Source organism: Gottfriedia acidiceleris (genome assembly GCF_050457485.1).
GTDB lineage: Bacteria > Bacillota > Bacilli > Bacillales > Bacillaceae_G > Gottfriedia > Gottfriedia acidiceleris_D.
This window is the reverse complement of sequence record NZ_JBCMJM010000029.1, coordinates 1-24062: the sequence shown is the minus strand read 5'-3', so window position 1 is coordinate 24062 and position 24062 is coordinate 1. Positions and strand designations below refer to the sequence as shown.

The following is a 24062-nucleotide window of genomic DNA, read 5'->3' as shown; positions in this document are numbered from 1 at the left end:
GTATTTTTATTTTATTTCAAACTTGTTCGTGCAAGTTCATTTACGTATTTTCTCTAATACATTTACTAGTTTTTTTGCAGCATCTGGTACACCCATTTTTAATGATGCATTTTTCATCTCTTCAAGTTTAATAGGATTTAGTAATACTTTTTCAATTTCAGTTACTAAATATTCACTATTGAAGTTTTTTTCCAATATAACAATTGCCGCACCATTCTTCTCGAGTGATCTAGCATTAACTTCTTGATGATTATTCGTTACATATGGGCTTGGTATTAGAATACTAGGTTTTCCTAATGCAGTTAATTCTGCTAATGTAGTTGCCCCCGCTCTTGATACGACTAAATCCACTTCTCTTAAAATTTCAGGCATATTATGTAAAAATGGCTTAACCACTACATTTTCTGGGTTACCTACTTTATTTATTTCCTCAATGACAGAATCGTAATGTACTTCACCTGTTACATAAATCATTTGGTAATCTTTTTCACCTAATTGATTGACACTTTTTAAAAAGGCTTGATGAATCGGTCTTGCTCCCCTCGAACCACCAACAATTAGTACTGTGCGTTTACCTGATTTTAATCCTAATGATTCTAATACTGCTGGATTTGATTCTCCAAGTACTTCAGAAGCCCTCGGGTTTCCAGTAAACACTACTTTCTCTTTATTAAAATAGTCAGCAACCTCTTCAAAACAAATTGCAACTTTTGTTACATAACGATTTAAGAACTTATTTGTTAGTCCAGGTATACTATTTTGTTCATGTATAACTGTCGGGATCCCTAGTTTTGATGCTGCGTAAACAACAGGACCACAAACATATCCACCTGTTCCAACGACTACATCTGGCTTAAATTCACGAATTATTTTCTTACTATCTGATACACCCTTTAAGAATCGATAGACTGTTTTAAAATTCTCTAGTGATATGCTTCTCTTGAACCCTGTAATAACAATAGATTTAAAAGGTATGTTTGCTTTAGATACAATCCCTTTTTCTAATCCATTTTCTGTACCAACATATAAACATTCTACATTGGAATCTTGTTTTTTTAACTCTTTAATTAGCGCAAGTGCTGGATAAATATGACCACCAGTACCCCCACCACTAACTAAAATTTTCATAAAGATCCTCCTAAATTACAATACATAAATAACTTTAAGCAGTTTAAGTAGTTATTATACCAATTTTATCACTATCATTCTAATTGTTTTTTCTATAAAAATAAAGAAAACTTACCAATTGGAAAGTAAATAAGCAAGAACATATTACTTTACAACATAAAAAGGACCGACTCATTTTTGAAAAATTCAAGTACAACATGTACTTGTTTCAATTTGAGTCGGTCCTTTTATGTACGCGCATGTCTACTAATATTTAATAATACACCTACGGCTAATAGCATTAATGTTAGAGATGAACCACCATAGCTTAAAAATGGTAATGTAATCCCTGTAACAGGCATTAATCCTATTACAACGCCTATATTAATCATTACTTGTATTGCTATCATTGAGACAATTCCTACTGCTAAAAAAGTACCGAATAAATCAGGAGCAGTTAAAGCAATTCGAATCCCTCTCCAGAGTAATAAAGAGAATAATAAGATGACAAAAGTTCCGCCAATAAATCCTAATTCTTCTGATAGAATAGCAAAGATGAAATCAGTTTGTGGTTCTGGCAAATACATAAACTTTTGTCTACTTTGTCCCAATCCTAAACCAAATAATCCACCAGGACCAATTGCATATAGTGATTGAATAATTTGGAATCCAGTTCCTAATGGATCAGACCATGGATCTAGAAATGATGTAATCCTTTTTATTCGATATGGAGCAGAAGCTATTAGGCCTACAAATCCTGCAACACCAACAATACCTAATCCCATAAAATGAGAAATTCTTGCTCCAGCTACGAATATGATGATTACACAAGTACCTACCATTACTGTACCTGTTCCTAAATCTGGTTGAAGCATAATTAAACCAAATGCCAAAAACACAAGACCTAATGATGGTACAAGACCCTTTTTAAAAGACGTTATATTTTTCTGGTTATCTGCTAAGTATTTTGATAGAAATACCATCATTCCAAGTTTCATAAACTCAGAGGGCTGGATCGAGAATGCACCGATTCCTATCCAACTTCGTGCACCACCTCGTACTAGACCAACTCCTGGTACAAGTACAAGTACCAACAAGATAAAACAAGCGATTAATATTTTTTTTGCATGTGTTTTGAAAAGCCAGTAGTCAATATTTGAAACAACAAACATTCCAACTACTCCAACCCCAGCAAATAATAATTGCCGTTTAGCAAAAAAGAACGAATCATGAAACTTATAAGATGCCCATATTGCACTAGCACTGTAAACCATAATCATACCTACTGTTAATAATGATAGCGTAACGAGAACAAGAATCATGTCAGGACTATTTTTCTTTGTTGGCACTTAAATACACCTCAACTTTTGAATTAAACAAGCCTTACATTAACTTATGCACTGCTTGTATAAATTTATTACCACGTTCTTCAAAAGTCTTAAATTGATCCCAGCTTGCACAAGCAGGTGACAATAAAATAATATCTCCAACTTCTGAATGAGCGAACGCTTCATTTACAGCATCTTCAACATTATCTACCGATTTTACTGCTTTCATTCCTGCTTTTTCTGCTGATCCAATTAATTTTTCTGCGGTTTGACCATAAGTGACCATTTTTTTAACATTTTTAAAATAAGGAATTAAATCGTCAAAACCATTTCCTCGATCTAATCCACCAGCTATTAAAATGACTGGTTTTTGAAATGAAGAAATTGCTTTTTGTGTTGCTAAAATATTAGTAGCTTTTGAATCATTATAAAACTTTCTCTTATTTATTTCTGTAACAAACTGAAGTCGGTGCTCTACACCAGTGAAAGTTGTTAATACCTTTTCAATCGCATCATTTTCAACTTCTAGAAGTTTAGATATTGCTACTGCTGCTAATATATTTTCTAAATTATGTTTACCTGGTAAGACAATTTTTTCAACTTCAATTACTTTTTTCTCTTTAAAATAAACAAAGCCATTTTGAACATATGCACCATCTTGCATAATTTTAGTTGTAGAGAATGGAATAATTTTTGCTCTAATTTGAGAAGCCATTGCCATTACATTCTCATCATCAAAATTAACGACAGCAAAATCATTTTCTGTTTGATTTTTAAATATATTGGCTTTTGCCTTAATATACTCATCTTTTGTACCATGATAGTCTAAATGAGCTTCGAAAATATTTGTGATTAATGAAATTTTTGGTCGGAAACTTTCGATTCCCATCAATTGAAATGAAGAAAGTTCAGTTACAATAATATTATCTTCATTTGCAGTTTCAGCAACTTCACATGCAACAGTTCCAATATTTCCTGCAACAAGTGGTTTTTTATTGCCTTCTTGTAACATATTTAATGCTAAAGTTGTCGTTGTCGTTTTCCCATTTGAGCCTGTAATTCCGATAAATGGTGCTTCACTTATTAAATATGCAAGCTCTATTTCCGTATAGATCGGAATATTACGTTTTACAGCTTCTATTAATATTGGATTCGTATATGGAATTCCTGGATTTTTGACGATACAAAATGGTTGATCATCTAATAATGATAGTGGATGCTCACCACAAACTACGTTAAAACCTTCACTTTTTAGCTTTTGTGCGATTTCATTTTGTTCAAAAGGAGTTCGATCATTAACAGATACAGTCGCACCTAATTTTTTTAATAATCTACTAGCTGCATAACCGCTCTTTGCCATTCCTAATACTAATACATTTTTATTTTGAAAGTTCGATATGTTATTCAATTACATCCACACCTCAATATAGATTCCTAATAATGCAAAAAGTAATCCTACAAACCAAAAAGTTACTACTACACGCCATTCTGACCATCCAGATAATTCATAATGATGGTGCAGCGGACTCATTTTAAATACCCTTTTACCAGTTGCCTTAAAAGATGCAACTTGAATCATTACTGATAGTGTTTCAATAACAAAAATACCACCAATAATAACAAGTAAAATTTCTAAGTGTGTAACGATTGCAATTGCAGCCAGCGCCCCACCTAATGCTAATGAGCCCGTATCTCCCATAAAGACCTTTGCAGGGTGTGCATTAAATACTAAGAAACCTAATACAGCTCCTACAACTGCTATTGAAAATATTGCCACATCAAGCTGGTGTTGGTTATAAGCAAGTACTGCATATGCACCAAATGCGATTGCTGCTGTACCTGACACAAGTCCATCTAATCCATCTGTTAAATTTACAGCGTTTGAAGTACCAACTAGCATAAAGATAATTAATAATACATAGATAAAGCCTAAATCAAATGAATAATGTGTCCCAGGTATCGAAATAGATGTAGAGATTCCCATAGCACGGATTGCAAAAAAGACAATGATTGACACAATAACTTGGCAAATGAATTTTTGTTTAGATGTTAGTCCTAGGTTTCTTTTTTTAACAACCTTAATATAGTCATCTAAAAATCCAATTACTCCAAAACAAATTGTGACAAATAATAATACATATGTACGTGTTGATAAAACATCAAAATACATAGAAATTAAAAGTGCAGATAAACTTAAAGCAATTAATATGATAATCCCACCCATAGTTGGGGTTCCTGATTTCTTTTTATGAGATTGTGGACCTTCGTCTCGAATACTCTGTCCAAATTTAAGTTTTCTTAAGTACGGTATAAAAATAGGCGATAAAATGACTGCAATGATAAATGCTGTAATCATAGCAACTAAAATTGACGGTTCTAGCATTATACGCCCTCCTTTCTAAGTTCTCTTCTTTGTTGTTGTTTACTTAATAGTTTAATTCTTTTATAAAGAATTATGAAATCAATTTTTCACATTACAAAGAAGAGGATACTATCCTCTTCTTTGCAAAATAGCTTCTTTAGCTTCTTCAACATCATCAAAATGTGAAACATTCGTTCCTACAATCTGATATGTCTCATGACCTTTACCTGCAATAACAATAATATCATGTTTTTTTGCATTTTGAATCGCAAATGTTATAGCTTTTTTACGATCTTCTATTACCGTAATATTATTATGCTCTAATCCGCGTTTCATGTCTTCTAAAATTAAAGTTGGGTCTTCTGTTCTTGGGTTATCAGATGTAAAGATCGCTTTTGTTGATAGATCCGCTGCAATCTTACCCATTAGTGGTCGTTTTGTTCGGTCACGATCTCCACCACAACCAACAACAGTTAAAATATCATTTTTTGCAAATTGCTTAACAGTATTTAATACATTTTCTAAACTATCTGGTGTATGTGCATAGTCTACAATAACTGTAAAATCTTGCCCAGCATTAACGGCTTGGAAACGTCCTGGTACTCCTTCAATTGTCGCGACCGCATCTAGAATTGTCTCCATTTCTATATTTAATGCGATTCCTGCACCAATTGCTGCTAACACATTATATACGTTAAATGTTCCAATAAGATTCATTTCTACAACATATTGTTTATTTAAAAAATGTAATGTGAATCTAGTACCAGCATTCGTTAATTCAATTTCATCAGCAAACAAGTCAGCTTCTTTACTTAAACCATAAGTTATTAGATTTGCTTGTGTAAACTTCATATATTCATCAGAAGCAGTATCATCATTATTTAAGATTGCAAATTTAGGTTTTTGCGTTGAGAAGCTGTTACCTAATTGAGAGAATAATAAACCTTTAGCTTTTTTATATTCTTCCATCGTTCCATGATAATCTAAGTGATCTTGTGATAGATTTGTAAAAACAGCTATATCATATTCACAGCCATGAACACGCCCTAAATGTAATGCATGTGAAGAAACTTCCATAACTGCAGTATCCACATTTGCATCAACCATTTTTGCAAACATTGATTGTAATGTTAAGCTATCAGGAGTTGTATTTTTTGTTTCAAAAATCTCTTCTCCTATTTTCATACCAATTGTGCCGATGACACCTGTTTTTTTCTTATTGTGTTTAACAATCTCTTCAATAATATATGAAGTAGTGGTCTTACCATTTGTACCAGTAATGCCAACTAGATTTAGTTTTTGCGTTGGGTTTTCATAAAAGGCATTACCAACAATAGCCATCGAACGATTTGTGTCTTTTACATAAGCTACTGGAACATTCGATTCAATTGGTTTTTGTGCAAGTATCGCTACTGCGCCTTTTTCAATCGCTTGATTTACGTACTTGTGGCCATCAACTGTATACCCTTCTATACAGATGAATAAATAACCTGGTTTTACATTTCTTGAATCCATTTCAACCCCAGTGATTTCCGGATTTTCAGATGGAAGATTCACTAAAGGCTTTAATCTTGATAGTAAAGTATGAAGTTTCATAGTAATTCCTTTCGTATTCACTAAATCATTTTTTATCTTTAGTTTTAGATTTAGTTTCTTCTTTCGTTCCTAAATAAATTCTTATTTTAGAACCTTCTTTTAGTTTAACACCTGCTTTTGGTGCTTGGTCAACGACAATATTTCCACTGCCACTATATTCAATAGTAAAAGTATCTAGCAAAGGTTGCAAATCTTTTTTCTCCAAACCAATTAAATTTGGCACTTCATATGTTGGTGTATCACCGTATACGAATTTTTTTGGAATTTGATTTTTTCTAGGTGGTACGCCTAAAACTTGCATACTATCACGAATAATATTCCCTACTATCGGAGCAGCTACAACTCCCCCAAATTGAACAGTACCTTTTGGATTATCAACTGCAATATAAACGACTATTTGAGGATTGTCAGCCGGTGCAAAGCCTACGAACGAAACGATAAAGCTACTATCATCGTATCGTCCATCTTTTACTTTTTGCGCTGTTCCAGTTTTACCACCAACTCGATACCCTTCCACAAATGCACCTTTACCAGTACCTTGTGCAACAACACTTTCTAGAGCTAATCGTACCTTTTTAGATGTATCAGGAGAAATAACTCGTCTTTTTGCAATTGGTGTTTTTCTACTTACTACTTCGTTTGTAACGGGATCTACAAACTCTTTGGCTATATAAGGCTGGTAAAGAATGCCTCCATTAATAGCAGCTGATACTGCTGCAACTTGCTGAATTGGTGTAACTGATACACCTTGACCAAAAGCAGTTGTTGCTGCTTCAACTGGACCTACTCTATCCATGCTGAATAAAATACCAGATGCTTCACCTTGTAAATCAATTCCTGTTTTTTTGCCGAAACCAAAGTTACGAATATAATTAAATAAACGATCTTCTCCTAGTCGATTACCTAATTCTACAAATCCTGGGTTACAAGAATTTTGAACTACCTCTAAGAAAGTCTGAGAGCCGTGTCCACCTCTTTTATGACAACGCAAACGAGCTCCAGCTACTTCAGCAGCCCCATCATCATAAAAATGTTCTTTATTCAAATCTACTAATCCCTCATTTAATGCAGCTGCTAGTGTAATAATCTTAAACGTAGAACCTGGCTCATAATTTGACCAAACAGGTAAATTTCGATTATATACTTCAGGCGATACATTTTTAAAATTAGTAGGATCGAAGCTTGGACGACTGCTCATTGCAAGAATTTCTCCCGTATTAGGATTCATCGCTATTCCAATCATTGAATCAGGATTATATTGAGCAGTAGCATTATTCATTTCTCGTTCAAGAATTGTTTGTATTCGCGAATCTACAGTTAATTTTAAATTTAAACCATTAATTGGCGGAATATAGTCATCTGCAATATTAGGCATTCTTTGACCTTTAGCGTCAGAATAAAATTGTACACTACCTTTTTCACCACTTAATTGCTTATCATAATATAGTTCTAATCCGTTTAAGCCCTGATTATCGATTCCAGCAAAACCTAAAACATGAGAAAGATAGTCACCAAATGGATAATACCTTTTAGAATCCTCTGCTATGTATACACCTGCAATGTTAAGATCTCGGATTTGTTTAGCTTTCTCATTTGTAATTTTTATACCTTCTGTTCGAATGTGTTCCATACTAGATCTTTTCGTTAAAATTTTATAAAGTTTTACTTCGGAGATTTTTAAAATTGGGGCAAGTTTTTCAGTCGCTTCCTTAGGATCTTTTATTTGCCTAGGAACAACTAATACAGATGGAGCACTTTTATTAGTAGCAAGAGCAACACCATTACGATCTAAAATTTCACCACGCTTTGGTTCAAATGGAATATCTCGACTCCACGAATTTTTCGCTCGCTCAGTTAAAAGATCACCCATAGCAAATTGTACATAACCAAGCCTCGTTGCAATAATAGAAAAAATTAATAAACCACCAATGAATACAAAAAATAATCGTTTTCGAACTGTTACATTAGATACTCGCATCGAAACGAACACTCCTCTACATTATGTTCGTTTCAATATATGCTTGTACCAAATACAATAGACCTTCTAGCTTTTTATTGTCCTAGAATGGTCTATTGTCATTTTTATTTAATTAAACTTATTTCAGCCATTTTACTCTTGTACATCTACTTTTACATCTTTATCTTCGTCTGTCGCTCCATTAGGTTTATTTAATTCAATTGTTAAATAGTCACGATCCCGTAGCTCTGAACCTTCTTTAATACTCTGGCTTGTAACAAATCCAGATCCCTTTGTAGAGATATTTAGCTTGAATAATTTACCTAAACGGTTAACATCCGATTTTGACCAACCAATAATAGATGGCATTGTATTTGTCCCATTTGTCTTAAGATATATAGTAGTACCTCTGACAACTTGAGTTTTTGACTTAATTGATTGACCAGTAACTTCTAACCCATTTCCTAATAATACAGGTTTTAATCCCTCAGATATAGCTAAAGATTTTGCTTCATCTAAAGTTAGACCTTTCAAATTCGGAATTTCTATACTTTCTTTATCAATTAATTTGTCTACTTTGGCATTTTCAACAGGCTCAACCTTCATATACTCTAATGCGCCCTTAGTCACGGTTCTAAATATTTCAGAAACACCATCTGAACCGATTTCAGTCGCTTCAAGTTTTGGACGAAGCATTGCTACATAAACGACTAATTTTGGATTATCTGCAGGTGCCATACCGATAAATGAAAATAAGTTTTGACCACGTCCTTTAAGATATTTCCCATGATCGTCAACAACTTGGGCAGTACCAGTTTTACCAGCGACAGTATAACCTTCAATCGCATAGTTATGCCCAGTACCATGTGGCGCAGTAATAACCGTTTCTAATAGCGCTCTTTCTCTTTTTGCTGTTTCTTCTGAAATTGGATTTCCAACAACCTGAGATTTATAGTCTTTAATAATTTTATTCGTATCATGATTGACAATTTTATCTACAATATATGGCTTCATCATTTTTCCATTGTTAGCAATAGCACTTGCAGCTTGGATAATTTGAATTCCAGTTACTGTAGATCCTTGTCCAAAAGCAGTTGTTGTTTTTTCAAGTGGATAATTAAATACTAATTTACCACTTGACTCACCTGGAAGATTAATATTTGTTTTTTGCGTAAACCCAAAGTTTTTATAGTATTGTAAAAAGCGATCTGCACCTAATTTTTCATTAAGCAGAATCGAAATACCTACGTTTGAAGACCTTTGAATCCCTTCGTCAAAAGTAATTGAACCCCATCCGTTTCGATTTACATCATGGACAGTGCCTCCACCTGGTACTTTATATCGACCTGATTGGAAATATTCATTTCCATTATAAACGCCCTCATTCATTGCAGCACCTAAAGTGAATATTTTCATCGTAGAACCTGCCTCAATTGCATATGAAATCGGGTCATTCGTATAGCTTGTAATATCATGAAGATTCGGATTGAAGCTAGGACGATTACTCATTGCAACAATTTTACCGGTTTTTGGATCAGAAACGATTGCCATAATCTTTTCTGGCTCATATTTTTTTTCAACGCTAGTCATTGCGTCTTCTAGTAAACTTTGAATCTTTGTATCTATTGTTAAATACACATCATCACCATTATGTGGAGGAGTAACCTTCTCATTTTCATATGGTAGAATATTTCCTTTTCGATCACGTAAAAAGCTTCTTTTTCCATCTTTCTCAGTTAACTCATTATTCAATGCTTTTTCTAATCCCATTTCGCCAATTAGGTCACCATTATCATTTACATTCGTATACCCTAACGTATGAGAAGCAAATACACCATTTGGATAATATCGCTGTTGTGATGGAGTAAAAACAATACCAGGTAGCTTTAATTTCTCAATTTGTTCTTTTGTGCTTTGAGAAATATTTCTTCCACCTGGTCCTAATTCAACTTGATATTTTGGTTTACCTAATTTCGCTAAAAGTTCCGATTCATCGATACCTAAAATTGATGATAATTCTCTAGCTGTTTTTTCTTTGTCTACTACATGCCTTTTCACTTTCGAGTTTTTGGAGGCTCTTGGATCTAGAACTGCCGACACTGTGTATGCTGTCACCTCTTCCGCAAGTGGAACTCCATGTGAATCATAGATTGTTCCTCTTTTTGCTGGAATTTTTTGAGATGTATTGTAATTTTCATCCGCATAAACTTTTAAATTTTTACCTTCAACTGTGTCTGATAATTGTATATAGCCAAGTCTAGCTACAAGTGATATAAAAAGGAGTAAAGTACCTAGAAAAAACCAACGAATACCATAATTTGTGTATTTATTCTTTTTCTTACTCATATCACAATCTCCTACTTGCTAGTGTCGGTAAACTTTACATTATTACTATCAATATTTAATCCTAACTCTTTTGCTTTTTGCCATATGCGCTCATATGTGCTTAATTCATCAATCTTCATTTTAAGCTCAGAGTTACGCTGTTTTCCATCCGCTATTTCATTTTTCACATTTTGAATTTTTAAATTTGTATCATATATTTCAGCTTGAGTTTTAATGATTTTTGTACCCATAAAGAAGCATGCAAAAATAAATACTAAATAAAGTATTTTCTCAAAGGGTGTAATTTTTGATACTTTCTTTTGTTTTTTCTTGTTAGAAGGTCTTTGTTGTAAATCAGTAACTTGTTTTTGTTGAAGCTTTCTAGCCAAATTACTCATTATATTCCCTCCTTATAATTTTTCTGCAACCCTTAACTTTGCAGATCTTGCTCGCTTATTAAATTCGACTTCTTCATCTGTTGGTAAAAGTGGCTTTCTTGTTACTAATTTTAACTTCGGCTTAAACTCATCTGGAATAATTGGTAAACCTGGTGGTAACGGCGGAAGTGAACTAGCTTCTTTAAAAATCGTTTTACAAATGCGATCCTCTAACGAATGGAATGTTATGACACTTATTCTTCCTTTTGGTTTAATTAGTGTAATTGCATCCTTTAGAGCTTCTTCAAATACACCTAGTTCATCATTTACAGCTATACGAATTGCTTGAAAGATTCTTTTAGCAGGATGTCCACCTGTTCTTCTTGCCGGTGCAGGTATTGCATCTTTAATGATTTCGACTAACTCAAAAGTTGTTTCAATCGGTTTCTTAGCTCTTAATTCTTCTATCCTTCTTGCAACTTGCTTAGAGAATTTCTCTTCTCCATATCGGAAAAATATTTTCACAAGCTGCTCATACGGCCAGTCATTTACAACTTCATATGCTGATAATGTTTGTTCTTGATTCATACGCATATCAAGTGGTGCGTCTTGATGAAAACTAAATCCACGTTCAGCAACGTCTAATTGCGGCGAAGAAACACCTAAGTCAAATAAGATTCCATCTACTTCATAGATGCCTAAATTATGAAGTTCTTCTTTTATATGTTTAAAATTACTTTTTACAATTGTTAATTGATTTTCATATTTATTCAATCGCTCTTTTGCATGTCTAATTGCTGTTTCATCTTGGTCAAAAGCGATTAATCTACCATTTGATGAAAGTTGAGATAGTAAGTATTCACTATGACCTCCACCGCCAAGTGTACAATCTACATAAATGCCATCTTCATTTATATCTAAAGAATCCACAGTTTCTTTTAATAAAACCGTAATATGTTCAAACATGATGTTTCACTACTTTCAATTTGTTAATTTTTACAAGTCAAATCCGATTAAGTTTTCTGCCAACTCACCAAATGACTCTTCTGATTCATTCATATATGTATTCCAAGTTGATAAATCCCAAATCTCAATACGATTTGTAACACCAACTACTACACATTCTTTTTCTAATTTTGCATAACTACGTAAGTTAGGTGTTATATTAATTCTCCCCATCTTATCCATTTCACATTCCATAGCTCCTGAGAAGAAAAAACGGGTAAATGCTCTCGCATCTTTTTTGGTTAGTGGTAGTGTGCGCAGTTTATCTTCAATTACACTCCATTCGGCCAATGAATAGCCAAATAAGCATTGATCCAAACCTCTTGTAACAATGAAGTTTTCACCAAGCTTGTCTCGAAATTTTGAAGGTATAATAAGACGTCCTTTAACATCGATATTATGTTGATATTCACCGATAAACATCCTATTCCCCCACTTTCTAACACAAACTTACCACATTCCCCCACTTCTTACCACCTTTTCTAAAAAATTCTTTAAAAAAACAAAAAATCCTGCTAACAGTGCAGCAGGATTTCATTTTTATTATAAAATTCAGCTTATTTCAAAGGATTGTTTCAACTTATTCATATTAATAAAGGCAATATATTTGATTATCATCTTAAATTTTTACAATTTGATGAGCGTAATCCCATGATAGTTCTAAATCACACAGCTCATGAACAAAATCAAAACCATATTTATTAATATAGTAGAGAATATTTAGTGTTCTCTCCTGTGGTTTCCCATTAGGAGAAATTGAACATATGATTCGATTCCACTTTTCAATTTGCTCTTCATTTTGCTTTAAAATTGATTCTTCTATTTTCCGTTCTAAAAGTAGAATTTGTTCTTCTATCTTTACATAATTCTTTATAGAAAAATCCTTTAAGTTAGGCGTTACTTTTTTCGTTACATCTTGAAGAGGTTTATGCAATTCTTCTAAAGATTTTTTAGCATGACTAAACACTTCTTTATAGTCTAGTTTTACTTGATCTTTAATCCATTCGGCTTTCTTCTCTTCTAAAGATGTTTTCAGTACATCATTAATATCTAATGAAAAATCTTCTAATGCTGATACAATATTTCTTTCAAAAATAGTAAACATATGTCTTAAAAACACAGGTGGCATTTGAAGGTTAAATAGATTAAAAATGTCCTTTAACTCAGCCCAATAAGCAATTTCACCAGGGCCACCAACAAATGCTAATGTAGGAAACAAATACTCCTGCATAATTGGTCTAGTAACGACATTATTACTTAATAAGGCTGGCTGTTCATTAGCGATTTTGATCAACTCAAGTTTAGAGAATTGATAATTCTTATTTTTTGTTTGAAAAACATCTTCATTTTCAGATACTTCAAGTAACTGTCTACCTTCATTACTATGGTAAAAAAGATGAATGCTCTGTTCAGAAATTTGAAGTGTTTCGTGGTACCCAGATTTTATTAATCTGCTTTTCGTATCCTTTAAAATCCCTCTTACGTTCTCTTGCTTTTGAATCATTTCATTAAATAAAGCTGATTCCAACTCACGGACATTTGGATCGTCAGCGTCAATTAAGACAAGTCCCTCTTTTTTGAACAATTTAAAAATAATTTTCGCAAAAAAATCTACGTAAGTAGTAGATTGCTCAATCATCGAATATAGTTCTTCAAGTAAATCATTCGAATAATTCGTTTCATCAAAAGTTTTAACGATTTTATCAATCCACTTTTTCATTTCCTGTTGATCTAATTCTGTTCTAGAAGCAGCATGGGAATAAGTCGTTTTTTGATAAAAGGTTTGTTTTTTTACTGTATTGTTCTCAATTGTATGAATATGGTTAATTTCATCAATATCATGATCTTCACCAGCAATCCAAAATACTGGGACAACTGTTAGACCATAATCCTTTTCATATTTCTTAGCCAATTGAATAATTGAAATAATTTTATGTATAGAATACAATGGGCCAGTTAATAAGCCAGCTTGTTGTCCACCAATTACAACAAATGAATCTTTATTAAGTAATTTTTTCACATTTTCTAATGATTCATTACTTGCATTATGCTTATAATGAAACTTCTCTAGTGCATTAACTAATCCTGTGCGATTATAAGAACGCTCCATTACATTTTTAATTCTATATTCCATTTCTTCCTTTACTAATGGATTTTCACCAAAGAAAGAAGAAATTACTTCATTTCCATTTACAAAATCATTCAGCAATTTATTTTGCCCGTCTAAATGGACTTTACTAATTTGCATTACGAACTTCCTCTCTCGCTCTTCAGTTAAGCATTATACTCAGTTATTTTTAATACTAAACCAGCCAACACGGTAATACAGTGAAGAATAATAAACAGAATACATGACATTCTCCAAAAACCTTTTAGTAGCTTAGTAAACCGAATATCTCTTTTTGCTTTCCATTGAAGAATAATACTAATAAATAAGATAACCAATAATAAATTAATTAATATCCAACCTGTTGCAGTTGGAAAAATCATATTTAATACAAAATAAAATGAACTAATATATAGAATTGTAGATAAATCTAACGTAAAAAGCAAAAGTTTACGCTTGTTATTTTTAAAAAATAATTTCAAAAACATATAGATAAATATTGTTGAAAAAATCGGAAATTCAATTAATAGTGAAATAAAGAAAATGAAAAATTTTTCCAAAAAGAATTACCCCTTTTTCTTCTCAAGTCCTTTTATACTATTGTACACAAGTTCAATTGTCGGTACATTTATTTTTTTATTAATTGCCAATTTTTTAACAAATCCTAGCATACTTTCAATTTCTGTTTGTCTACCGTGAAATAAATCTCGATTCATTGATGAGTAGTTTTCTTTCGTTTTCTCACAAATTTCTACTAATTTATCCCACTCTTTTTGGTTATTTAAATCTAGGATGGTTGCAACCTCATTAAATAATAATTTACAAATTGGTTTAAAATACTCATTAGTGATTAATTCACCATTTCGAACGTTCAATATAGACGTTAAAGGGTTAATAACACAATTTATTAAACACTTTTGTTTCATTATATACTCCCAATCATCTTGGCTTTTGATTGGAAACTCGGCTGTATGTAAACTTGATAAGCGATTTAAAGCATCTATTTTCCCTTTTATTTGTCCAATTCGAATTATACCTTTACCAGTATGTGTGATTTCATTCGGAGAAGTTTTTAATGCACCGTGTTCAACTATACCTATAAAGCAATTTGGAATGGGTAAATTTTTAACGATTTCAATATGAGACATTCCATTTTGAAGAAATAATATATTCTCACCCTCATATTGATTTAACGTGTTAACAATTTGATTTAAATGATATTGCTTAACACAAACAATTAATAGATCGAACGTGTTTATTTTTGGTAATAATTTATTTGATGTTATACACATTTGTTTCGTTTTTTCATCTACTGAAAGTATAACACCTAAGTTATTTATAAGATTTGCCTGTTCTTCTGTTCTCGTAAACAATGTAACATTATGTTTATTTTGATACAAATACGATGCTGTAAGAAGACCGACGGCACCACCACCAATTATGCCTATTTTCATTGATTTCTCCAATCGAAAAATTATTTTTCCATTATTATCTTTGTGATAATAAATTTACACCGAATCTATCTTTTTTTAAATTTAATTGTACGATATAATTATATTTAAAATATTAAAAATTTACATTCTTTTTAAGGGGGAGCTTTTTTGAACATCAAGATAGAACGTTTACAAATAAATTTTAAAACACTTGAACAATTTCAGCAATTTTCCGGTTACGGTTTACAAGAGCTATCAATGCTTGAAGATCTTGAATCAAATTTAATTGATAACGAGTTTCAATCTCCTTTCTATGGTATTTACTTAGGCAAGGCACTTATTGCCCGAATGAGTTTATATACACATAGTGAAAATAATGAAGAAATAATTGAAATTAATAAAATGGAAGTTCTACCTTATTATCAAAAGAATGGGTACGGAAAAGAATTAGTAAATTTTGCTAAATCCTTTAAGAAAACAATTAAAACGATACCAAGAGCAAATTCAAATGAATTTTGGAAAAAACAAGGTTTCATTGAAGCAGATTCTGAGTTTGTCATTTGGAAACCTGAAAATAAATAAAGACAAAAAACTCAACACCCCTTTTGGAGATGTTGAGTTTTTTTATTTTATTTTACCTTCGTGTCATTTTTAGAACTAACATTTACTATTTTTCGTTTTTGATCTAAAAAATCAAATAAATGTTCATATTCACTTTGGAGCTCATTTAGTTTTTCAACTAATTGTTGCTTTTCAATTTTCAATTGTTCATTTTCTTGTTTATATTTTAATAGCTTTTTTTCTAAAGATTGTATATCTTTAATTCGTCCACTTGCATCAACTTTTAATCTCAAATATTCAAGGAATTTATATACTGACTCAAATGTTATTTCGGAATGGCCTTTTTCTGATGTAGCCTCTTCGTGAATCTCGTTCGTAATTATTTCCGAATTGTGCGTTGGTTCTACTTCATTTGAGGGAGCAGTTTGTTTTTTACTACTATTTTTTGCTTTTTCAATCTCTTCTTTGTAGAACTTTCTAACAAAAGAATTCCATCGGTAACCGCATGCAGCAGCTGTCCTTGATAAGTTCTTTGCTACAACTTTAAATGCCATTAATTGAGTTGAACCTTCATTTATCGTTTTTAAAACTACTTCAGCTAAGTAGTTATCTTCATCTTTCGTCCATGCATCCTGGCGATTTGCAACCATTTGCAATCCCCTCCAATTTCTTATGCAATAAGCAGATTTTACTAATTCATATGCACAAAAAAATGAAGGTAGAAGATTACTTTTCCAATTTTTTTGTAAATTGTTCGATATTTTTTATATGTTCCTCTGAAAACCAAAGTGGCATAGCAGAAATAACTTCTTCTTCCATTCTTCTCTTAAGATTTTGCTCGGTCCATTTGCGAATAAGTATTTTTTTATTTTGATGATGAATTTGTGCTGGAATACTTCTAGCTAAACTAATAAAGCTTTCATTATGTAAATTTGTTAAATCTTTTGATAGTTCATGTATAAAGCCGATCTTCTTAGCTTGAAATGCGGTGTAAATATTTGAGGATGATAGTAATGTAATCCAATCTTGATGACTCATTTTTTCTTGAAGTACGGTACCTCCACCCCATGAGGTTGGAATTCCCATTCTTCCTTGAATAAATCCTATTTTTGCATTGTGACTCGCGTATCTAAAATCGAATGCACTTGCCAGCTCGCAGCCGCCACCTAAAGCATAACCATTAATAAAACAGATTGTAATTTGAGGTAACATAGCTATTTGATAGATTACATCACACATTTTTAGATTAAAAGATTCCAATCCATTTAAATTATTTTTAAACTTTAGAATTGTGTTTAAATCTCCACCGGTACAAAAATATTTCATACCTTCCCCAGTTAATACAACTAGTTTACTTTGGGATTTCATTCGGATTTCTCGGATAATTTCAGAAAGTTTTTCTACAGTATTTTCATCAATGCAATTCCCGTAATTAGGCCTATTTAAAAATATATAATCTATTTCATCTCTTTGATAAGTAATTACTTCAGACATTGGAATCCCTCTCTCTTTACCTAGTTTCCTATTAGTTTTTATTATACTATACAGAAATTGATATGGGCAGAGGTAAGAGGAAGCATGATTTTAGAGGAATCAATCATGGACAAACTACGTTTAAAGGCAAAAGGAAAAGCACATAGTTTCCTATGTGCTCATTCAAAGACTAGCTTATTTGCTAAGTACTTGTTTTCCTTTGTAGTGTCCGCATGATTTACATACGCGGTGTGCTAATGTTAATTCACTACAGTTTGGGCATTCAACCATTCCAGGTACCGCTAATTTAAAATGCGTACGACGCTTTCTTTTTACAGTTTTGGACGTTCTTCTTGCAGGTACTGCCATTGATCCCACCTCCTTAAAGTGAGTGTTTGTTATGAAGCCGGTTATCCGGTACTTCTCAATTATCTTGTTTGTCAAAAAATTTTGCTAAACCAGCAAGTCGAGGGTCAATTTTTTGCTCTACTTCGACATGTTCCCTAACTTCCCAATCTGTTCCTGACATTGGAGCTGTTTCTTTCCCCTCAACATCCTCTGCATAAATCTGCATTGGAATCTCAGCTAAGATACATTCCTCAATCACTGGGGTTAAGTCTAACACGTCACCCTCTAGGATGTGAAAATTCTCATCTTCACTTTTCCATTCAGATGTTGTAAAAAATGTTTCTGTTGTGGTAATCGACAAAGGATATTTTACATCAACTAATGTTCTTACACAAGGTAAAATTAAATATCCAGTTATTGTTAAATGAAACGTATAACGGTTCGTTCCAAAATCAACTCGTCCAGTAACTCGAATTGGAGAAACCTCTCGAATATCAGAATTACGTTCCTTTATTTGACTTACATCAATTGTCTCATCTAAATTTAAACCTTTATGTCTTAATTTCTGCAACTGGTGCACTGACCATTTCATAAATAAACCACCTCAAGGCAACAATGAAAATTATATATTCTTTATAATCACTTGTCAATATTTTTTCTTTACAGTTAGAAAAGCGGAAGGCGTTCGCTCTGCCCCGACAAGCATAAGACGATTTTCGTCTAAGATTTGCAGTTTAATCTTAGACGAAAATTGGCTTATGACCTCGAGGGGCAAACGCCTGGAGCTAGACATCGAACATATATCTTTCTTAGTTAAAAATTTACTTTTTTCCACTATAAATATTTAACTTTAAAAATTTTGGCTTTCAACATAAAAGAGCTAGCTTATGGAACTAGACATCATAAATACTTCTTTGACTGAATTCCCGACAAGCATAAGACGATTTTTGGCTAAGATTTGAACTTTAATCTTAGACGAAAATTGGCTTATGACCTCGAGGAGCTAGGAGCCGGAGCTAGACATCTTTTCTACTTCTTTGACTGAATTCCCGACAAGCATAAAAAGGTTTTTAGCTAAGATTTGCTCTTTAATCTTAGATGAAAATTGGCTTATGACTCGAGGAGTTAGGAGCCGGAAGCTAGACATCATTTCTACTTCATTGACTAAGCTCCGACAAGCATAAGACGAAAAATTCACTAAAAGTTTTAGACTTGGTTACTAGCTTTCCCCTTAAATCCTTGACCTTGCTTCTTATATGTAACCTATCTAATATATTATTTTCCACAATAAAATTCAATACAATTCACACTAGGTTGCGAATTATTTCTCAAAACTGGTATTCTTAATGTATAAATTCGTGAAATTAGTAAATATTGGAGGTGCATTTCTCTGCGTTCGGTTGGTGTAGTAGTAGAGTATAACCCATTACATAATGGACATGTTTTTCACTTAACTAGTTCTAAAAAAAATACTAATGCTGATGTTGTTATTGCGGTAATGAGTGGTCAATTTTTACAAAGAGGCGAGCCAGCAGTCGTTCCAAAGCATGTACGAACAAAGTTGGCTTTACAAGCAGGTGCAAATCTTGTTATTGAATTACCTTATAGCTATTCGACTCAACACGCTAGCATCTTTGCCAAGGGAGCTATTTCAATTCTTGATTCTTTAAAATGTGATTATGTTTGTTTTGGAAGTGAAGAGGGTAAAATTGAGACATTTTACGAGTTAATCAAACAAAAGAAGCAGCTTACTTCTTCAATCAATACAAGTATACGTACTTTTCTTGATGAAGGACTAAGTTATCCAGCTGCATATAGCACTGCTTTACAAAAAAATCTTGAATCATCAAAACTAGATGTTTCACTTCCAAATAATATTTTAGGAATACATTATTTAGAAGCTATTGAACACTTTAATAGTCGAATGGAAGGAAGAACAATTCAGCGAATAGCTGCAAATTATCATGATGAAGAAACCAATCATCATAGCATCGCTAGCGCTACAGCAATTAGAAAAATTCTAAAAGGTGACAATCAATCGATTTCTGACTTTGTTCCAAGCTTTACTAAAAATTCGATTGAAGATTACATAAACGAGTATGGTGCTCTTCATTCTTGGAATGAATATTTACCATTTTTGAAATATAAATTAATGACTTCAACTAAAGAAGAACTTGAAGGAATATACGAAGCTGTCGAAGGTTTAGAAAGAAGAGTATTACATTCTGTATTAAACTGTCTTAATTTTGAAGAGTTAATGACCTCAATAAAAACAAAGAGATATACTTGGACTCGAATTCAAAGATTGTTAACACATATGTTAACAAATACATCGAAAAAGGAAATGGCAGCAATATTAGAGAAAGATCGAGTTCCTTATATTCGTTTACTTGGTATGAGTTCAATGGGAAAAACTTATTTAAATAGCAAAAAAAAATTAATTGAATTACCAATTTACACGACCATTAATCAACAAAATCAAAAAGAACTAAGTACTGATTTGAAAGCAACCCATACTTATGCTTCGATGCTTTCATTAAAAAACCAACAAAAATTAATAAAAACCGAATATTCACTGTATCCAATTATTTATGATGAAAAAAGTAATCAATTTAGTAGATCTTAAGTTGTTTCAACTAAATAATATAAACTCAAAAATGGCAGGTTTAGGGAGATCCCCCTTATATCCTGCCATTTTTTATCATGCACTTATTCTAATCATTATTTTTTTGTCTTTAACTTTTCAAGATAATTGATTGCTTGGTCATATGTATCAATTGGTATTATTTTCATTTTCAAGTCATGTTTTTTCGCACTTTTTATAGCTTCATTATAATTAGAATTCTTTTTACCGTTCTCATTTGGTGCAAAGAAAATCTCTGCCCCCGAATCCGAAGCTGCAATTATTTTTTGAGATATACCACCTATCGGACCAACGACTCCGTTTTTATCAATTGTTCCAGTTCCAGCTATTTCATGACCTTTTGCTAGACTTTCGTCTTTTAATTGATCATAAATTTCTAGAGCAAACATCAGTCCCGCTGAAGGTCCACCGATCTCTTCTGAATTTATTTTAACTTTTGGATTTGTAGTTAGATTTAAATTTTCTGCTATAGAAACACCAATTCCAGCACGATTCGGTTCGTCTTTAAAAGCTTTAGTTTTAATATTAAAGTATTTAATTTTTCCTTTTCTACTTACTTCTAGATTAAAATTTGTACCAGGTTTTCTGCTTTTTACAGTATTGGTAAAATCATTAATCGTACGAATTTCTTTCCCGTCGATTTTAGTGATAATGTCACCTAGCATTAATACGTTATGGGCTGGCATATCCTTTAAAACAGATACAACTACTATTCCGTTTTCCGTCACTTTATAAGATTTTTTAGCCTGCTTATATGCGTTTAAAATTGCAGCTTGCTTTGACTCCTCCATATACCTTAATTGGCGGAATTGATAATCTTCATCACTTTCACCTTTTACTTTTATTTCATCTATCTTGTATAAATGGTAATTGTCATTAATTTTCGTACTGATATATGAATAGACATTTGCCTTCCCCATTGCTATGGTCGTTAGCATAAATTCACCTTTATCTTTTTTTGCACCTTCAACTCTTACATATGGCCTTAAAGGCTCGGCTAAGCCTGGTTTTGTAACATAGTATGGTAATGGAATGAAATATAAAAGAATTAGCGTAATACCAAGTACTAATAGTACATTAAGAATTCTGATCCTTTTTATCACCATTTTTCTCCTTCCATTGCTCAATCTTTTCAAGAATCTCTGGTATTAATTTTTCTGTAGCTTCTTCACCTATTTTTATGACATTTTCAAGGTCAGTAAAGTTTCTAGAATTAACATGGTCTAATTTAGGTCTTATCATAACATTCGAAGCAAATTCTCTATTTCTAACGAGCTCGTGCTGCATTATTTCAATACTTTGCATAATCACATCATAGATCGTCGAAACTTCACCACTAACTTGAATCGGTGAAGCATCTACTCCAATAATAAAATCCGCCCCCATCTCCTTTACAACTGAAACGGGGATACGATCGATGACTCCACCATCAACTAAAAGTCTTCCATTCCAATTTTCTGGTACAAAAATTCCCGGTATTGAAATACTCCCACGGACTGCAGTAGCAATATCTCCTTTTTGAAATACAATTTTTTCTCCTGTTAATAAATCTGTAGCGATTACCGACACTGGCAAATCTAATTCTTCAAGCTTTCTACCAAATGATAGTACTTTTATCAATTCTTTCACTCTGTTCCCAGAAATCAAACCCATTTTTGGAACAACATAGTCAATATAGTATTTAGATTGAAATACTTTTGCAATTTTATATAGACGATCTACATCCGCACCAGCACCGTATAAAACAGCAACTAAAGCACCGATACTACTGCCTGCAATCAGATCTATAGGAATATTATGCTTTTTTAAAACGGAAATTACACCAACATGTGCAAATCCTCGTGCACCTCCTGAACCTAATGCTATACCAATTTTCGGTTCCAAGTTGTTTCCCCTCCAATTAAACTCTTTGGTCTAAAATTGAATTCCAGCAACGTATATTTAATTGTACAAGTTTTTTTTATACATATATTACTATCTTATTTCCTACTCATTGGTATTACTACAATTAGACAAAAATCTATATGGTTTTTAAGTTTATCTTTGGAGGTTTATATGTGAAAAAAAATTACTTCATTACCTTACTAATTTTTTTATTACTCATATTTCTGACTTCAACAATTATTTTGCATCCAGAGGTAGCATTTAAAGGGTCAATTAGAGGGTTAAATATGTGGTGGGGAATCGTATTTCCTTCGCTCCTTCCTTTTTTCATTTTAAGTGAACTTCTAATTTGCTTTGGAATTGTTCAATTTATTGGTGTATTTTTAGAGCCGATTATGAGACCTTTATTTAGAGTTCCGGGTGTTGGGGCATTCGTTTGGGCTATGGGGATGGCATCAGGGTTTCCTTCAGGTGCAAAACTTTCTGCAAAATTATATAAAGATGGGGAATTAACAAAATTAGAAGCCGAACGACTAAATTCATTTACAAATTCATCTAATCCGTTGTTTATTTTTGTTGCAATATCTGTTGGCTTTTTTCATAACCCAAAAATCGGGCTCGTACTTGCACTCAGTCATTATTTATCTAACGCTATTGTAGGCCTCATTATGAGGTTTTATGGAAGAAACCAACCTAACTACTCTCGTAAAGAAAGAATCCATTCTAACCGCTTTAAATACGCTTTTAAAGTTATGCATGAAAAAAGATTAAGTGAAAGAAGACCGATTGGAAAAATATTAGGGGACGCAATAGCTTCTTCCGTACAGACATTATTAATGATTGGTGGATTTATTATCGTTTTTTCTGTTCTTAATATGCTTTTAATTGAAATTGGATTTATATCTAATGTTGGAAAAATAATTGCATATTGCTTTTCAAATTTAAAGATTAATCACAATTTATCTACGCCTTTCTTATCTGGATTATTTGAGATTACTTTAGGATCTAAATTAGTCAGTGAATTAGGCAAGAGTACATTATTGCAACAAGTGGCTTTAACAAGCTTTATTTTAGGATTTGGTGGTTTTTCAATACAAGCCCAAGTAGCAAGTATTATTTCTGAAGTGAAATTAAGTATGAAACCTTATTTAATTGGTCGTTTATTACAATCTGGAATTGCACCTATATTGTCAATTATCTTTTGGAAGCCACTATATCTTAATCAGTTAACTTCTAATGCTACTAAAAATGCGTTACCTGTTATTAAGATTTTTACAGAGAAACAGTTAAACCTCGAATCATTGATTTCAACAGGTTCATTTATAACATTAATTTCTCTTTACATTTATGTAATCATCTTGATTTATAAACTGTATATTAAAAAGTTATCTGCTTAAACCTTTTTATATAAAAAAAGAAACCTCAGTTCAAATTAGACTTGAGGTTTCTAACGCTATTGAAAAACAAACTCGTCAAAAATATTACCAAATTTTCGCAAAAGGAGTTTAGTGTGGTTGATTTCCACTACAGTCTGCTCGCTTTCCATGGGGCGAGA

Annotated in this window: 22 protein-coding genes; 3 read left to right on the top strand and 19 right to left on the bottom strand. The window is 32.4% G+C overall.

What is annotated here, in order from left to right:
* Nucleotides 1-36 precede the first annotated feature (36 nt).
* From murG to ABEY15_RS22850, 13 genes are all read right to left on the bottom strand, one after another.
* Nucleotides 37-1128, bottom strand: coding sequence for an undecaprenyldiphospho-muramoylpentapeptide beta-N-acetylglucosaminyltransferase (gene murG, locus ABEY15_RS22910; RefSeq protein ID WP_429892314.1), 1092 nt, complete (start codon nt 1126-1128; stop codon nt 37-39).
* Between the two features lie 227 nt (nt 1129-1355).
* A complete protein-coding gene (gene spoVE, locus ABEY15_RS22905; RefSeq protein WP_429892342.1) occupies nt 1356-2429 on the bottom strand; it encodes a stage V sporulation protein E in 1074 nt (357 codons plus the stop codon).
* 61 nt (nt 2430-2490) lie between these two features.
* Nucleotides 2491-3843 (bottom strand): UDP-N-acetylmuramoyl-L-alanine--D-glutamate ligase, encoded by a 1353-nt coding sequence (gene murD, locus ABEY15_RS22900; protein WP_429892313.1) that lies wholly within the window; start codon nt 3841-3843, stop codon nt 2491-2493.
* A complete protein-coding gene (gene mraY, locus ABEY15_RS22895; protein ID WP_097975606.1) occupies nt 3844-4818 on the bottom strand; it encodes a phospho-N-acetylmuramoyl-pentapeptide-transferase in 975 nt (324 codons plus the stop codon).
* A gap of 108 nt (nt 4819-4926) precedes the next feature.
* On the bottom strand, nt 4927-6393 hold the full coding sequence (locus tag ABEY15_RS22890; RefSeq protein WP_429892312.1) for a UDP-N-acetylmuramoyl-L-alanyl-D-glutamate--2,6-diaminopimelate ligase: 1467 nt from the start codon (nt 6391-6393) through the stop codon (nt 4927-4929).
* 25 nt (nt 6394-6418) lie between these two features.
* Nucleotides 6419-8371 (bottom strand): stage V sporulation protein D, encoded by a 1953-nt coding sequence (locus ABEY15_RS22885; RefSeq protein WP_429892311.1) that lies wholly within the window; start codon nt 8369-8371, stop codon nt 6419-6421.
* Between the two features lie 132 nt (nt 8372-8503).
* Nucleotides 8504-10696, bottom strand: a complete 2193-nt coding sequence (locus ABEY15_RS22880; protein WP_429892310.1) for a penicillin-binding protein — start codon at nt 10694-10696, stop codon at nt 8504-8506.
* Nucleotides 10697-10707: 11 nt separating this feature from the next.
* On the bottom strand, nt 10708-11073 hold the full coding sequence (gene ftsL, locus ABEY15_RS22875) for a cell division protein FtsL (protein ID WP_429892309.1): 366 nt from the start codon (nt 11071-11073) through the stop codon (nt 10708-10710).
* 12 nt (nt 11074-11085) lie between these two features.
* On the bottom strand, nt 11086-12018 hold the full coding sequence (gene rsmH / locus ABEY15_RS22870; protein ID WP_429892308.1) for a 16S rRNA (cytosine(1402)-N(4))-methyltransferase RsmH: 933 nt from the start codon (nt 12016-12018) through the stop codon (nt 11086-11088).
* A gap of 30 nt (nt 12019-12048) precedes the next feature.
* On the bottom strand, nt 12049-12480 hold the full coding sequence (mraZ, locus tag ABEY15_RS22865) for a division/cell wall cluster transcriptional repressor MraZ (RefSeq protein WP_025672272.1): 432 nt from the start codon (nt 12478-12480) through the stop codon (nt 12049-12051).
* Between the two features lie 196 nt (nt 12481-12676).
* Nucleotides 12677-14305: a bacillithiol biosynthesis cysteine-adding enzyme BshC gene (gene bshC, locus ABEY15_RS22860; RefSeq protein WP_429892307.1), complete on the bottom strand. Its 1629-nt coding sequence runs from the start codon at nt 14303-14305 to the stop codon at nt 12677-12679.
* A gap of 26 nt (nt 14306-14331) precedes the next feature.
* Nucleotides 14332-14724: a DUF3397 family protein gene (locus tag ABEY15_RS22855; protein ID WP_056471117.1), complete on the bottom strand. Its 393-nt coding sequence runs from the start codon at nt 14722-14724 to the stop codon at nt 14332-14334.
* A 6-nt stretch (nt 14725-14730) separates the two neighbouring features.
* Nucleotides 14731-15618 (bottom strand): 2-dehydropantoate 2-reductase, encoded by an 888-nt coding sequence (locus ABEY15_RS22850; RefSeq protein WP_429892306.1) that lies wholly within the window; start codon nt 15616-15618, stop codon nt 14731-14733.
* A 147-nt stretch (nt 15619-15765) separates the two neighbouring features.
* Between ABEY15_RS22850 and ABEY15_RS22845 the strand changes: the two genes are divergently transcribed.
* Entirely contained in the window at nt 15766-16179 is a 414-nt protein-coding gene (locus ABEY15_RS22845; protein ID WP_248266466.1) for a GNAT family N-acetyltransferase, read from the top strand.
* Nucleotides 16180-16226: 47 nt separating this feature from the next.
* Here ABEY15_RS22845 and ABEY15_RS22840 read toward each other — a convergent pair whose 3' ends face one another.
* The 4 genes from ABEY15_RS22840 to ABEY15_RS22825 all read right to left on the bottom strand — a co-directional run bounded on the left by ABEY15_RS22840 (nt 16227) and on the right by ABEY15_RS22825 (nt 18571).
* Entirely contained in the window at nt 16227-16808 is a 582-nt protein-coding gene (locus tag ABEY15_RS22840; RefSeq protein ID WP_429892305.1) for an RsfA family transcriptional regulator, read from the bottom strand.
* A 76-nt stretch (nt 16809-16884) separates the two neighbouring features.
* Nucleotides 16885-17652 carry an enoyl-CoA hydratase/isomerase family protein gene (locus ABEY15_RS22835; RefSeq protein ID WP_429892304.1) on the bottom strand — a complete coding sequence of 256 codons (768 nt, stop codon included), beginning with the start codon at nt 17650-17652 and terminating at the stop codon, nt 16885-16887.
* A gap of 174 nt (nt 17653-17826) precedes the next feature.
* A complete protein-coding gene (gene rpmF, locus ABEY15_RS22830; protein WP_025672195.1) occupies nt 17827-18000 on the bottom strand; it encodes a 50S ribosomal protein L32 in 174 nt (57 codons plus the stop codon).
* Nucleotides 18001-18055: 55 nt separating this feature from the next.
* Nucleotides 18056-18571: a YceD family protein gene (locus ABEY15_RS22825; protein ID WP_429892303.1), complete on the bottom strand. Its 516-nt coding sequence runs from the start codon at nt 18569-18571 to the stop codon at nt 18056-18058.
* A 762-nt stretch (nt 18572-19333) separates the two neighbouring features.
* Between ABEY15_RS22825 and ABEY15_RS22820 the strand changes: the two genes are divergently transcribed.
* The gene (locus tag ABEY15_RS22820; protein WP_429892341.1) at nt 19334-20605 is read left to right on the top strand and encodes a nucleotidyltransferase; all 1272 of its coding nucleotides are present in this window, start codon (nt 19334-19336) and stop codon (nt 20603-20605) included.
* A 95-nt stretch (nt 20606-20700) separates the two neighbouring features.
* Here the strand turns inward: ABEY15_RS22820 and ABEY15_RS22815 are convergent, their stop codons facing one another.
* Both ABEY15_RS22815 and ABEY15_RS22810 read right to left on the bottom strand, forming a co-directional pair.
* Entirely contained in the window at nt 20701-21726 is a 1026-nt protein-coding gene (locus ABEY15_RS22815; RefSeq protein ID WP_429892302.1) for a SepM family pheromone-processing serine protease, read from the bottom strand.
* The gene (locus ABEY15_RS22810) at nt 21701-22507 is read right to left on the bottom strand and encodes a patatin-like phospholipase family protein (RefSeq protein ID WP_429892301.1); all 807 of its coding nucleotides are present in this window, start codon (nt 22505-22507) and stop codon (nt 21701-21703) included. The genes ABEY15_RS22815 and ABEY15_RS22810 overlap by 26 nt, the downstream gene beginning before the upstream one ends.
* Before the next feature lie 140 nt (nt 22508-22647).
* On the opposite strand from ABEY15_RS22810, the gene ylbJ reads away from it, so the two are divergent.
* The gene (gene ylbJ, locus ABEY15_RS22805; RefSeq protein ID WP_429892300.1) at nt 22648-23904 is read left to right on the top strand and encodes a sporulation integral membrane protein YlbJ; all 1257 of its coding nucleotides are present in this window, start codon (nt 22648-22650) and stop codon (nt 23902-23904) included.
* Nucleotides 23905-24062: the final 158 nt, after the last annotated feature.